This is a genomic window from Streptomyces sp. E-08 (genome assembly GCF_049913095.1).
In the GTDB taxonomy this organism is placed as follows: domain Bacteria; phylum Actinomycetota; class Actinomycetes; order Streptomycetales; family Streptomycetaceae; genus Streptomyces.
On record NZ_CP183971.1, the window covers coordinates 3,191,935 to 3,204,723 of the forward strand.

The window sequence follows — 12,789 nt, forward strand, 5'->3', positions numbered from 1 at the left end:
GGGTGCGGCAGCACGCTAGCGACCTGGAACCGGACAAACCGCCTTTCGGGGACCGGGGTTGGGATTCTTACGGTCCGCTTAAGGAAGGCATCGGAACCAGGAAAGGTTGGGCGGGGAGGAGGGTGCCTGACGCGTCACGCCCTGCACCTCACGCCTCACGGTTCACGCCTTGCACCTCACGCCTCACGGTTCACGCCTTGCACCTCACGCCTGACGGTTCACGCCTTGCGCCTCATGGCTCACGCCTCACGCCTTGCGGCGGCGGCCGCGCCGGGCTCCGCCCCCGCCCGTACCGGCTCCGCCTCCGTCGAGGCTGATCCAGATCCGTACCTCGGTACCGCCGAGGACCGAGTGGCCGATGCGGACGTCGCCGCCCGTCGACTCGGCCATGCGGCGCACGATGTCGAGGCCCAGGCCGGTGGAGCCGTCGCGTCCGCTGCCCGCGCCCCGCGCGAGCGCGGCGGCGGGGTCGGCGATGCCGGGGCCCGCGTCGGAGACGAGGACGATGACGGCGTCCTCGCCGTTGTGGACGTCGATGGAGAAGGCCGTGGCCTCGGGGGTGTGCCGGAAGACGTTGCCGAGCAGGGCGTCGAGGGCGGCGACGAGTTCGGGGCGGGCGACGGGGATGCGGACCGGGCGCTCGACGCCCGCGACCCGCACCCGGCGGCCCTCGTCCTCGGCGAGCGCCGACCAGAACTCCATCCGCTCGCGGACCACCTCGGCGGCGTCGCAGCCCGCACCGGGTCCGGTCGCCTGGGTCTGCGGCTTCGCGTCGCGGGCCGTGCGGATGATGATGTCGACCTCGCGCTCCAGCTGTTCGACGGCGGCGCGGGTCTGCTCGGCGGCCGGTCCCGAGCCGAGGGAGGCCGCGTTGAGCCGGAGCACGGTCAGCGGGGTGCGGAGCCGGTGGGAGAGGTCGGCGGCCAGTTCGCGTTCGTTGGCGAGGAGCTGCACGACCTGGTCGGCCATCGAGTTGAAGGCGACGGCGGCCGACTTGAGTTCGGGCGGCCCCTCCTCGGGGACGCGGGCGCCGAGCTTCCCCTCACCGAGGTCGTGGGCGGCGCCCGCGAGCCGCTGGGCGGGCTGGACCATGCGGACGCCGAGGCGGTCGGCGACGGCGAGGGAGCCGACGATCAGGGCGATGCCGACGCCCGCGAGAACGAGCCAGGCGGTGGCGACGCCGTTGCTGACCTCGCCCTCGGGGACGAAGAGTTCGACGACGGCGACCTGGGCGTTGCTGAGCGCGGTGGGCTGGAGCAGGGCGAAGCCGCCGGGCACCTCGGCGATGGAGGCGCGGCCGAGTCTGCGGGTCGCGGCGAGCTCCGCCGGGTCGGCCCGCCGGGTGCCGATCTCCAGGGCGGTCCCGCCGGGTCCGTCGGCGGGGACGTGGATGGCGAGCCGGCCGGCGGCGCCGTCCTCGGTGGTGGCGACGGCCTTGTCGAGCTCGTCGCGGTCGGTGGTGATCGCGAGGACGGGGGCGAGCCCGGCGGCCCGGCGTTCGGCGTTGGAGAAGGCCCGGTCGCGGGCCATCTCCTTGACGACGAGCCCGAGGGGCACGGCGAAGGCGAAGACGACCATGGCGGTGACGGCCAGCGACACCTTGACGAGCGCCCATCTCACGGCTGCGGCTCCCGGGGCGGCTCCAGCTTCACGCCGACCCCGCGCAGGGTGTGCAGATAGCGGGGCCGTGCGGCCGTTTCGCCCAGCTTCCGCCGCAGCCATGACAAATGTACGTCGATGGTCTGGTCGTCCCCGTACGACTGCTGCCAGACCTCGGCGAGCAGCTCCTTGCGCGGGACCACGACACCGGGCCGCCCCGCGAGGAAGGCGAGCAGGTCGAACTCGCGCCGGGTCAGGTCCAACGGCGCCCCGTCGAGCTCCGCCTGACGGCGCAGCGGGTCGACGGTGAGCCCGCCGACCTGGAGGGCCCGGGAGGGCGGCGCCTCTCCGGCGGCGGCCCGCGAGCGACGCAGGACGGCGGCCATCCGGGCCGAGAGGTGGTCGACCGAGAAGGGCTTCACGAGGTAGTCGTCCGCCCCCGCGTGGAGGAGCCGTACGATCTCCGCCTCGTCGTCCCGGGCGGTCGCGATGATCACCGGGACGTCGGTGATCCCGCGCAGCATCTTGAGCGCCTCGGACCCGTCGAGATCGGGCAGACCGAGGTCCAGGATCACTACGTCGAAGCGGAAATGGGCGACCTCGCGCAACGCCTCCAGAGCCGTGCCGACGCTCCGTACGGTGTGGGAGGCCTCGGACAGCTGCCGGATGAGGGCGGAGCGCACGAACTGGTCGTCCTCGACCACGAGCACACTTGCCATGGGGCGCACCGTACGCCATCCGGGTGAAGCACCGGGCAATGTGCACCCTCCCGTACGGGCATTCGCCCGGTGGTGCACTATGTCCCGGTGCGAAGAGGACTCGTTCACGCCCTGGCCTGGTCGCTCGCCACCGGCGCGGCGGTCACCCTGTCCTGGTGGGGAGTGCACACGGTGCTGTCCGGCACGGTGTACGACCCGCCGCGCGCGCTGCCGCTCCCGGCCGGCCCCGCCGAGGCCCCGGCCACGGCCGGTGGCGAACCGCAGACCTCCTCCACGCGGAGCCCCACGACGCCTCCGCCGTCCGCGCCCGCCACCCCGAAGTCGACGCCGAGCGAGGCCCGTACGACCCCGGCGGCCCCGTCCGCGACGCCCTCGCGACGCCCGGACCCCACGACGGAGGCGCCGGCCGCGCCCCCTTCGGACCCGGGCTTCGGCTCGGGCGTGAAGAGCTATCCCGTGGACGGCGGCCGGGTCACCTTCGACCTGGGCGAGACCTCGGCCGAACTGGTCTCGGCGACGCCCGCGTCCGGCTGGCAGATGCAGGTGTGGAAGCAGACGACCTGGATCCGGGTCACCTTCACCAAGGACGGCCGCGAACTGTCGGTCTTCTGCCTCTGGCACGACAGCGCGCCCCGCGTGGAGATCGAGGACCGGCAGGCCTGAGGCCTTGTCAGCGGAAGACGGACGCCGGTGGTACGGGTGAGGGCTTGGCGCTCGCGTCGGTGACCGGTACCGCTCCCCCGGCGAAGTCGGCGAGCGCCCGGCCGTGTTCCACGCGCCCGGGGTGCGGGTCGGTGGCGACCCGGCGGGTCAGCTCGGCCACCGGCAGCTCGCGGTCCGAGGCGAGCAGCACCGCGTTGCCGAAGCGGCGGCCGCGCAGGACCGTCGGGTCGGCGGTGAGCGCCAGTTCGGGGAAGACGGCGGCGGCGGTCGCGATCTGGCCGCGCAGATGGGTCAGCGGCGGGCCGTCGGCGAGGTTCGCCGCGTAGAGGCCGCCGGGCCGCAGCACCCGTCGCACCTCGGCGAGGAACTCGGTGCTGGTGAGGTGGGCGGGGGTGCGGGCCCCGCTGAACACGTCGGCGATGACGAGGTCGGCCCAGCCGTCCTGGACCTTGGCGAGTCCGGCGCGGGCGTCGGTGGAGCGGACCCGGATGCGGGCCCCCGCGTCGAGGGGCAGTTCCCGGCGGACGAGCTGGACGAGGAGCCCGTCGAGCTCGACGATCTGCTGGGTGGAGCGGGGCCGGGTCGCGGCGACGTACCGGGCGAGGGTGAAGGCGCCGCCGCCGAGGTGCACGACCTGGAGCGGCCGGTTCGGCGGGGCGGCGAGGTCGGCGATGTGGCCCAGGCGCCGCTGGTACTCGAAGGTGAGGCGGGCAGGGTCGTCGAGGTCGACGTGCGACTGCGGGGCGCCGTCGATGAGCAGCGTCCAGCCGCGCGGGCGCTCCCGGTCGGGTATGAGTTCGGCGAGACCGCCGTCGACGGTCTCGACGACGGGGACCGCCGCCGCCGCCCGGTCCCGCTGTTTGTTCCTGGCCACGGCCCCATTATCGGTGCAAGCCGGGACGGCAGCTCAGTGGCAGCCGTCGGCCGCCTCGATGAGCCGGGCTGCCTCGCCGAGCGCCTCGCGCAGCACGACGGGGTCGGTGACGGGGTCGGTGTCGCCCGGGGGCAGCAGCCAGCCGGCCGGGCGGGGCGCGTCACCGGCCGGTTCGGGGAGCTCGGGCAGCTCGGGGAGACGGAGGCCGCGCCCCGAGGTCCGCGTACAGGCGCTGCCCGGCATGTCCCAGGCGGCGGCGGTGCCCGGCGGCACCAGGAAGCCGAGGGTGTCGCAGGTGCCGTCGTGGACGACGGGGCCGACGGCGGGGGCGGCGGCGCGGCGCAGGATGTCGACGGCCTCCAGGCCCTGGCGGACCGGGACGGTCACCAGGTCCCAGGCTCCGGCGGGGGGCCTGGACCCGTCGGCGTCCGGGGTGGTCGCGGGGCGCGGGGCCTCCGGGGCGGGCACGTGACGCGTGGCCGACTGCGAACCGATCTCCGACATGGGGACCCCTCCTCGCTCCAGAGGAGACACGTTCCGTCTCTCCCTTACGGTTCAACGCCCGTGCGCGTCAACGGCTACGGCGGGATGCCGCCGCAAAGGATGGCAGTTCATGGCAGATCGCAGGCGAGATATCCGATTTGTAGCCAAACTCTGCGTGTGCATCCGGTCACAGCAGGTACGTTCTTGCCGCCGGACATCCGGCAGCACCAGGAGAGGGCTCGGCCATGGCGATGTCACGGGCAGTTCCCAATCTCGCCTTCCGCCGGCTCCGCGGACAGCAGTCGCCGGCGGAGTTCGCCGCGGCGGTCCGCCGGGCGGCGCGGGAGATCGGCGAACAGGTCGCGTGCGACGCCCGCTACATCGGGCGCGTGGAGGCGGGCGAGATCCGCTGCCCCAACTACGCGTACGAGCGGGTCTTCCTGCACATGTTCCCCGGTCTGGGCCTCTCCGACCTGGGGTTCTCCGCGCGGGAGACGGTCCGCGGCCGGCGGCAGGCCGTCCCGGCCGGGGCAGCGCCTCCCGCCGCCATCACCACCCGGAACGATGAGGAGAGCGACGTGCTGCGTCGCGCATTCATGACGAGCGGCTCCGCCACCCTGGCGGCCGCCTCGCTGGGACTCGGCGGCCCCGCCGTCGCGATCCCCTCCCCCCGCGGCACCCACCGGATCGGCGAGGCCGAGGTGCGGGCCGTCGAGGACGCCGTGCGGCGGATCCGGCTGCTCGACGACCGGCACGGCGCCGACGGGCTCTACAAGGTCGCCGCCCAGCCGCTGCGTACCGCGTACGCGCTCCTCGACACCGGCACCATGTCCCGCCGCTCCACCGAGGACCGGCTGCACGCGGGCGCGGGCGAGCTCTCCCTCTCCGTCGGCTGGCTGGCCCACGACTCGGGCCGGCACGAGGACGCGCGCTCGCACTACGCGGAGGCGCTGGCCACCGCGCGCGTGGCGGGGAACGCGGCCCTGGAGGCGCACGCCTTCTGCAACACCTCGTTCCTGGCCCGGGACACCGGCCGCTTCCGCGAGGCGGTGCGGGCGGCGCAGGCCGGCCTGCGTGCCGCGCAGCCGCTGGACTCGGCCCGGCTGCTCTCGCTGCTCGCGCTGCGGGAGGCGGGCGCGTGGGCGGGGCTCGGCGACCGGTCCGCCTGCGAGCAGGCGCTGGGCCGCGCGCACGGCTGGTTCGACCGGGGCCCGGCCGAGGGCGACCCCGAGTGGATGTCCTTCTTCGGCGAGCCGGAGCGGGAGGCCCTGGAGGCCGGGTGCTGGGCGGCGCTCGGCGAATGGGGCCGGGCGGCCCGCCACGCCCACCGGGCCGTGGTCCTGCAGAACCCGCACTTCGCCCGGAACCTCGCGCTCTACCGGGCCCACCTCGCCAAGGCCCTGGCGCACGCGGGCCGCCCGGACGAGGCGGCGGCGGAGGCGCGGCGCGTCGCGGAGTCCCTCGACGGCATCGCCTCGGCCCGGATCCGCGGCCTGCTCGCGGAGACGAGCAGGGCCCTGACCGGCACGTACTGACCGGCCTGCCCCCTGGCCCTCGGCCTACTGCTCCAGGTGGCCCGTGTCGTTCCAGCGTTCGACCGCCGGGGCGCCGTACGCCCAGCCGAGGACCGAGAGGCTCGTCGGGTCGAGGCGGATGCGGGAGGCGAAGGAGACGTCCTCGCCCAGCCAGCGCGCGCCGATCGAGCGCAGGATGTGGCCGTGCGCGAAGACCAGGACGTCGCGGTCGGCGGAGCGGGCCCACTCGACGATCTCGTCGGCGCGGTCCGACAGCTGGGCCAGGGTCTCCCCCTCGGGGACGCCGTCGCGCCAGATCAACCAGCCCGGCTGGATCTTCTGGATCTCGGCCGGGGTGAGGCCCTCGTACGCCCCGTAGTCCCACTCCATCAGCGCGTCCCAGGGCTCGGCCCGGTCGCCGAGGCCGGCCAGCTCGCAGGTCTCGCTCGCCCGGACCAGCGGGCTGGTGCGCACCTCCACGCCGGGCAGCCCCTGCCAGGGACCGCGGTGCAGGCGCTCGCCGAGCAGCTTCGCGCCGCGCCGCCCCTCGTCGAGCAGCGGTATGTCGGTCCTGCCGGTGTGCCGGCCGAGAAGTGACCACTCGGTCTGGCCGTGCCGGGCGAGCAGGATGCGCGGTGCCATGGGAAGGACGCTCCAGGGGTTCACGGTGCTGACGTGCCTCTCCCATCATCGCCCACGTGAATTCACGGTGGCCTCCGGGCAACCCGCGGGGGCCGTCCGGCGTCCCCTCCCCCGGGCCGATCACCGACCGGGGGGACTTTCATGCGCAGGCCACGCTGGTGGGCGGAGCTGTCCCTGATCGCCGTCGTGTACGCGGCCTACTCCGGCGGGCGGCTCCTGGTGAAGGGCGGCGAGGCCTCCGCCGTGGCGCACGGGCTCGCGATCCTGCGGTTCGAGGAGCGCCTCGGGATCGACGCCGAGCACCCGCTGAACCGGCTGTTCACGGACGTCGCCGCGCTCGGGGTCCCCGCGGACTTCGCGTACGCCTCGCTGCACTACCTGGTGACCCCGGCCGTCCTGGTGTGGCTCTTCCGCCGCCGTCCCGCGCACTACCGGGCCGCCCGGACCTGGCTGATGCTCTCCACGCTGCTCGGGCTCGTCGGCTTCACGCTCCTGCCGACCTGTCCGCCCCGGCTGCTCGACGCGGCGCACGGCTTCACGGACACGATGGCGCACTTCGCCTCGTACGGCTGGTGGGGCGGCGAGGCCAGCGCGCCGCGCGGGCTCGGCGGTCTGACGAACCAGTACGCGGCGATGCCCAGCCTGCACGTCGGCTGGGCGCTGTGGTGCGGGGTGATGCTGTGGCGGTACGGGCGGACGCCGCTCACGAAGGCGCTCGGGGTGGCGTATCCCCTGGTCACCGCGCTGGTCGTGATGGGCACCGCCAACCACTATCTGCTGGACGCGGTCGCCGGGGCCGCCGTGATGGGCGCCGGTCTGCTCCTGACGCCGTACGCGCTGCGGCTCGCCGACGGGATCCGTGGAAGGGCGGAAGCTCCCCCGGTTGTCAGTGGCGGATGCGAGACTTCCACGGGTGAGCGCATCCCCGGACAGCGGTCTGTCCGTACCACCGCAGACGACTCCACGGCGTCTGCTCGCTGAGCTGCGCGGACCGGCCGTGGTGCCGCGTCCGATGGACGCCCGTGCCCTCGCGGCGCTCGCGGCGAACCCGGGCTGCAAGCGGCGGGCCCTCCTCGACGGCGCCGGGGTCGACAAGTCGGCGCTCGCCGCGCGGCTCGGCTCGCCGGCCCCGTTCGGGCAGTCGCAGTTCGCGATAGTCCGTGGCAACTCCTTCGAGGGCAAGGTCAAGGCGGACGGCGGCCGCGAGCTGCTGCGGCTGATCGGCGTCGAGGAACCGGACGAGGTGTCCGTGCCGGACCTCGCGGCGGCCGGTCCCGAGGGGCGCGTGGCGCGCACCGCGCTCGCGCTGCGGGAGGCGACCGCGGCCGGGACGTGGGCGCTGCTCGACCATCCGCTGCTCGCCCTGGAGGTCGGCGGCTCCCCGGTGTACCTGGAGCCGGACGCGGTGGTCGTGCACCCCGACGGCGGGTGGACGGTGGTGGAGATCAAGTCGTTCCCGATGATCGACGGCTCGGCCGACGCGGCGAAGGTGGGCGCCGCGGCCCGCCAGGCCGCCGTGTACGTCCTGGCCCTGGAGCGGGTGGCGGCGCTCACGGAGGGCGCGCGGGTCGCGCAGTCGGTGGTCCTCGTCTGCCCGAAGGACTTCTCGAACGTGCCGGCGGCCTCCGTCGTCGACGTGCGCAAGCAGCGGTCGGTGACCCGGCGGCAGCTGGCCCGGCTGACCCGTGTCGACGAGATCGCGCGGGCACTGCCGGAGGGCATCAGCTTCGACGTGGTGGAGCGGTCGGCGGAGGAGCTGACGGCGGCCGTCGAGTGCGTGCCCCATCAGTACGCGCCGGAGTGCCTGGCCGCCTGCGAGCTGGCGTTCCACTGCCGCTCGCGCTCCCGGGACGCGGGCGCGGTGGAGACCCTGGGCCGTTCGGTACGGGGCGAGCTGGGCGGCCTGACGACGGTCGGCGCGGTCCTGGCGGCGGCGCGCGGCGAGGAGGGCGACCCGGACGACCCGGCGGTGGCGGCCCTGCGCCGGGCGCGGGCGCTGCGCGAAGAGGCCCTCGCGGGGGTGACGGCATGTCGCTGATCTCCACGCTCGCCCGGATGGAGGCCGTCGAGTCGGGCCGGGCGCAGCCGCTCGCGACCGTCCGGCACCGGCGTGTGTCGGAGCGGCCGCTCGTCCTGGTGCCGTTGACGACCGCCGGTGAGGCGGGCGCCCCGCTGGGCGCCCTCGTCGGCACCGACGCCGAGGAGCCGCGGCTCCTGGTGGTGCCGCAGCCCCGGGACCGTGACCTGCGGTTCGCGTTCCTCGCCGACCTGGCGGAGGAGATCCTGCCGTACGTCGACTCGTTCACGGACGCCGTCGAGGCGGCCGAGCGGAACGAGGTCGACCCGGAGACCGGCAAGAAGGTGAAGGTCGCGGTCGAGCTGTGCGCCGACGCGCCGCAGCTGATCGTGCCGAGCCGCGCGGGCATCGAGTACGTCCGGCTGCTCGGGCGGTCCACGCGGTTCCGTCGGACGGCCGAGCAGGACCCGGAGACGCCGTTCCCCGCGCCGCCGCGCGTCCCGCTGCTCGGGCGCTGGCTGACGCACTTCGGCGAGCGGGCCCGGGTGCCCGGCTCCTCGCTGCTCCTCGCGGCGACGGACCTCCTCAACCGGCACTGGGCGACCGGCCAGTCCTCCCTGGAGGACCAGCACCTGGGCGCGCTGCTCGCCTGGATCGCCCCGAACGACGGTGAGCCGGGACCGGAGGGGGCGCTGCGGGCCGAGGTCGGCCGGGACGCCCGGGGGCAGCTGCTGTGCCCGCCGGCCGGGCCGGCCACCGACCCGGCCTTCGACAACAAGCTCCTCGCGCCCGCGATCGAGCGCTACGACAGGGCCCGGCAGGCGCTGGGTGCGGCCGAGGACGGCGAGAGCGCCGACACGGGCCTCGCCGAGCTGCACGCGGCCGAGCGGGAGCTGCGCCGTCTCGTCGTCTCCCAGCTGAAGCCGACCTGGGACGCGGTCTGGCGGGCGATCGGCCTGCTGCGGGAGCTGCCGGAGGGCGCCAGGGTCGAGGACCGCTGGACCCGGGACCGCTGGTCCTTCACCGGCCACCGGGACCGGGTCGCGGCCGGTGAGCCGCCGCAGCCGCGCCGGGACGACGCGGTGACGGCGGCGCAGAAGCTCGCCGCCCGCGAGCAGGCGCAGGGCCAGCTGGAGGCGCAGGAGGCCCTCGACGATCCGCTGGTCCTGGCGGGGCGGCGGCTCGCGGGCGAGGCGTTCACGGCGGAGGTCGTCGAGGTGACCATGGCGTGGACGGAGTCGAAGCGGCCCGCGCCGCGCCCGCTCGTCACGGTCCGCACGGACGACCGGCCGCACCTCGGCGAGAGGGTGAAGGTGTACCGCTCGCTCGACGGCAAGCCGCAGACGGCCGAGTTCGTGCGGTACGAGGAGGACGGCTCGGCGCTGCTGCGGATCCTGGACCGGATGGGACGCTCCAAGGAGCCCGCGGAGGGTTCGGTGCCGGAGAAGGGCGAGCGGATCGCCTGGACGCTCTTCGAGCACGACCAGCGGGTGGGGCCGAAGCTGCCGGACCCGGAGGAGACGCCCTGGACGCACGGCGGCCCGCCCCGGACGGACGCCGTGGAACTGCCCGACGCCGTGACCCCCGAGGACGTGCTGTGACCCTGTTCGACCCGTCCGCCGTCTTCGACCCCGGCGCCGAGGCCGCCCGCGCGACCTCCGCCATCCTGGCGGACACCCTGCACGGCACCGCGCGGGGCGTCGTCGTCGACTCGCCTCCGGGTGCCGGCAAGTCGACGCTCGTGGTGCGGGCCGCCCTCGAACTGGCCGCCGCCGGACGGCCCCTGATGGTGGTCGCCCAGACGAACGCGCAGGTGGACGACCTGGTGCTGCGCCTCGCCGAGAAGGAACCCGACCTGGAGGTCGGCCGGCTGCACTCGAACGACTCCGACCCGTACGACAAGGCGCTCGACGACCTGGCCAACGTACGGAAGTCGGCGAAGGCGGGCGAGCTGACCGGGCTGCCGGTCGTGCTGTCGACGGCGGCCAAGTGGGGCCACGTGAAGAACGTCGAGCCGTGGGCGCACGCCATCGTCGACGAGGCGTACCAGATGCGCTCGGACGCGCTGCTCGCCGTGGCGGGCCTCTTCGAGCGGGCGCTGTTCGTGGGCGACCCCGGGCAGCTGGACCCGTTCTCGGTGGTGGGCGCGGACCAGTGGGCGGGGCTCACGTACGACCCGTCGGCGAGCGCCGTGTCCACGCTGCTCGCGCACAACCCGGAGCTGCCGCAGCACCGGCTGCCGGTCTCCTGGCGGCTGCCCGCCTCCGCGGCGCCGCTGGTGTCGGACGCCTTCTACCCGTACACGCCGTTCCGCAGCGGCACCGGGCACGGGGACCGGAAGCTGTCCTTCGGGGTGGCCTCGGACGGTTCGGGTACCGACCGGGTCCTGGACGAGGCGGCCGAGTCCGGCTGGGGCCTGCTCGAACTCCCTGCCCGGCACACCCCGCGCACCGACCCCGAGGCGGTCGGCGCGATCGCCCTGGTCGTCCGCCGGCTCCTGGACCGGGGCGGCGCTGCGGTCTCGGAGCGCTCCGAGACCCCGGTGCCGCTCACCCCGGACCGGATCGCGGTCGGCACCGCCCACCGCGACCAGGCGGCGGCCGTCCGGGCGGCGCTCGCGGAGCTGGGCGTGGCGGGCGTGACGGTGGACACGGCGAACCGGCTCCAGGGCCGCGAGTACGACGTGACGGTCGTCCTCCATCCGCTGTCGGGGCGTCCGGACGCGACCGCCTTCCACCTGGAGACGGGCCGGCTGTGCGTCCTGGCCTCCCGGCACCGGCACGCGTGCGTGGTGGTGTGCCGCGCGGGCGTGGCGGAGCTCCTCGACGAGCACCCGTCGACGGATCCGGTGCGCCTGGGGGTCGCGGTGTCGTTCCCGGACGGCTGGGAGGCGAACCACGCGGTCCTGTCCCACCTGGAGGAGCACCGGGTCAGCTGGGCGCCCTGAGTTCCGCCGCATGCGCGAGGAGTTCGTCGACCGACCACTGGTCGGAGACGTGCTCGCCGTACTTCGCGGCGGCGACGCGCCCGTCCCGGGTGATCAGGAAGTCGGCGGGGAGCCCCAGGCGCCCGGCCGGCTGGGTGGCAGCCGGCAGCCTGCCCCGTCCACGGAGCAGCTCCCAGGTGCCCCGGAGCAGGGACCGGACGATCGCGGGCCAGCCGCGCGGGTCCAGCAGCGCGCGGCGGTGGCTCTCCACGCCGAACTCGGCGTAGAGCAGCTTGTCGGGGTCTGCGACGACGGCGAACGGCAGAGGGGCCACGTGCGCGCGGAGTTCCTCGGCGGGCGAGTGGAAGAAGACCACCTCGCGGATCCCGGCCCGCTCGATCTCCTCGTGGCGCGTCTGGACCGATCGAAGGTGCAGGTTGCAGACGGGGCAGCCCGCAAAGCGGCGGAACTGAACGTGGGTGGTCCGTTCGGGATCCGGCAGGGTCAGCGGCGGGCCGGTGACCGGGGTGAGTGTGCGGGCCGGGACACGATGACCGGGTGCCAACCGCGTACGGGGCGGGGACGGGGACATGCGCATGGGACACCAGCCCTCGTAGGCGTACGGCGTACTCTCAACCAGCGTAGGCGTAGGGCGTACGCTGTCAACCGTCATGCCACGACCCCGCTCCCTCGATCCCGGTCGGCTCGCCGCCGCGGCCCTCGCCGTCATCGACCGCGAGGGGCTCGCCGCGCTCTCCATGCGCACCGTCGCCAAGGAGCTCGCCATGAGCCCCATGGGGCTCTACCGCTACGTCGCCGACCGCGACGAGCTGGAAGGCCTCGTGGTCGACCGCGTCCTGGAGGCCGTCGACAGCTCACCACCCTCCCCGGACGCCCCCTGGCGGGACCGGATCGAGACCATGGCCGAGCGGCTGCGCACCGCGGTGGCCCGCCACCCCGAGGCCATCGCGCTGACCCTCGCCCACCGGCACCGGTCTCCCGGCGGGCTGCGCTGGTCGGAGACCGTTCTCGGCATCCTCACCGAGGCGGGGATCGACGGCACCCGGCGGGTCGTCGCGCTGCGTGCGCTGCACGCGTACGTCACCGGGGCGATCCAGCTCGAACACCTGGGACCCCTGGCCGGACCGGGCACGTCGGCGATCGCCGCACTGCCCGGGGACCGCTTCCCCCGGCTCACGGAGACCGCGCGGACCGCCGCGGGGGTCGACCCCGACGAGGAGTTCCTCGGCGGGCTGCGCATGCTCCTGCGCGGCCTGGAGACCTGACCCGTGCCCCCTGGGGCGGGCCTTCGCCCCTCGCGGGAACACGGGGGCGCGCGGGGAGGGGTTCGC

At 75.0% G+C, this 12,789-nt stretch carries 13 protein-coding genes; 7 read left to right on the forward strand and 6 right to left on the reverse strand.

The annotated features are described in order from the left end of the window. Positions 1-246: 246 nt before the first annotated feature. Together ACN9MM_RS14505 and ACN9MM_RS14510 are read right to left on the reverse strand one after the other, a co-directional pair. On the reverse strand, positions 247-1,620 hold the full coding sequence (locus tag ACN9MM_RS14505) for an ATP-binding protein (protein WP_426364008.1): 1,374 nt from the start codon (positions 1,618-1,620) through the stop codon (positions 247-249). Continuing rightward, the gene (locus tag ACN9MM_RS14510) at positions 1,617-2,318 is read right to left on the reverse strand and encodes a response regulator transcription factor (protein WP_382855531.1); all 702 of its coding nucleotides are present in this window, start codon (positions 2,316-2,318) and stop codon (positions 1,617-1,619) included. Before ACN9MM_RS14510 ends, ACN9MM_RS14505 begins: the two co-directional genes overlap by 4 nt. An 87-nt stretch (positions 2,319-2,405) precedes the next feature. On the opposite strand from ACN9MM_RS14510, the gene ACN9MM_RS14515 reads away from it, so the two are divergent. Next, entirely contained in the window at positions 2,406-2,981 is a 576-nt protein-coding gene (locus tag ACN9MM_RS14515; RefSeq protein WP_426364009.1) for a hypothetical protein, read from the forward strand. Between the two features lie 7 nt (positions 2,982-2,988). On the opposite strand, the gene ACN9MM_RS14520 is transcribed toward ACN9MM_RS14515, so the two are convergent. Then, a complete protein-coding gene (locus tag ACN9MM_RS14520) occupies positions 2,989-3,855 on the reverse strand; it encodes a spermidine synthase (RefSeq protein ID WP_426364010.1) in 867 nt (288 codons plus the stop codon). Between the two features lie 33 nt (positions 3,856-3,888). Continuing rightward, positions 3,889-4,359 (reverse strand): hypothetical protein, encoded by a 471-nt coding sequence (locus ACN9MM_RS14525; RefSeq protein ID WP_426364011.1) that lies wholly within the window; start codon positions 4,357-4,359, stop codon positions 3,889-3,891. 224 nt (positions 4,360-4,583) lie between these two features. Here ACN9MM_RS14525 and ACN9MM_RS14530 point away from each other — a divergent pair, with 224 nt between their 5' ends. Beyond that, positions 4,584-5,873 carry a tetratricopeptide repeat protein gene (locus ACN9MM_RS14530; RefSeq protein ID WP_426364012.1) on the forward strand — a complete coding sequence of 430 codons (1,290 nt, stop codon included), beginning with the start codon at positions 4,584-4,586 and terminating at the stop codon, positions 5,871-5,873. A gap of 24 nt (positions 5,874-5,897) precedes the next feature. Here ACN9MM_RS14530 and ACN9MM_RS14535 read toward each other — a convergent pair whose 3' ends face one another. Beyond that, a complete protein-coding gene (locus tag ACN9MM_RS14535) occupies positions 5,898-6,494 on the reverse strand; it encodes a histidine phosphatase family protein (RefSeq protein ID WP_426364013.1) in 597 nt (198 codons plus the stop codon). 141 nt (positions 6,495-6,635) lie between these two features. Between ACN9MM_RS14535 and ACN9MM_RS14540 the strand changes: the two genes are divergently transcribed. From ACN9MM_RS14540 to ACN9MM_RS14555, 4 genes are read left to right on the forward strand one after another with little or no spacing between them, the layout of a single operon-like run. Then, complete coding sequence (locus tag ACN9MM_RS14540; protein WP_426364014.1) at positions 6,636-7,475, forward strand: phosphatase PAP2 family protein; 840 nt, start codon at positions 6,636-6,638, stop codon at positions 7,473-7,475. After that, positions 7,408-8,532: a hypothetical protein gene (locus tag ACN9MM_RS14545; protein WP_426364015.1), complete on the forward strand. Its 1,125-nt coding sequence runs from the start codon at positions 7,408-7,410 to the stop codon at positions 8,530-8,532. The genes ACN9MM_RS14540 and ACN9MM_RS14545 overlap by 68 nt, the downstream gene beginning before the upstream one ends. Beyond that, positions 8,523-10,112: a hypothetical protein gene (locus ACN9MM_RS14550; RefSeq protein WP_426364016.1), complete on the forward strand. Its 1,590-nt coding sequence runs from the start codon at positions 8,523-8,525 to the stop codon at positions 10,110-10,112. The genes ACN9MM_RS14545 and ACN9MM_RS14550 overlap by 10 nt, the downstream gene beginning before the upstream one ends. Further along, positions 10,109-11,458 carry an AAA domain-containing protein gene (locus tag ACN9MM_RS14555; RefSeq protein ID WP_426364017.1) on the forward strand — a complete coding sequence of 450 codons (1,350 nt, stop codon included), beginning with the start codon at positions 10,109-10,111 and terminating at the stop codon, positions 11,456-11,458. Before ACN9MM_RS14550 ends, ACN9MM_RS14555 begins: the two co-directional genes overlap by 4 nt. On the opposite strand, the gene ACN9MM_RS14560 is transcribed toward ACN9MM_RS14555, so the two are convergent. Next, complete coding sequence (locus ACN9MM_RS14560; RefSeq protein ID WP_426364018.1) at positions 11,442-12,035, reverse strand: peroxiredoxin-like family protein; 594 nt, start codon at positions 12,033-12,035, stop codon at positions 11,442-11,444. The genes ACN9MM_RS14555 and ACN9MM_RS14560 overlap by 17 nt on opposite strands. Positions 12,036-12,108: 73 nt before the next feature. On the opposite strand from ACN9MM_RS14560, the gene ACN9MM_RS14565 reads away from it, so the two are divergent. Further along, on the forward strand, positions 12,109-12,723 hold the full coding sequence (locus ACN9MM_RS14565; RefSeq protein WP_426364019.1) for a TetR/AcrR family transcriptional regulator: 615 nt from the start codon (positions 12,109-12,111) through the stop codon (positions 12,721-12,723). Positions 12,724-12,789: the final 66 nt, after the last annotated feature.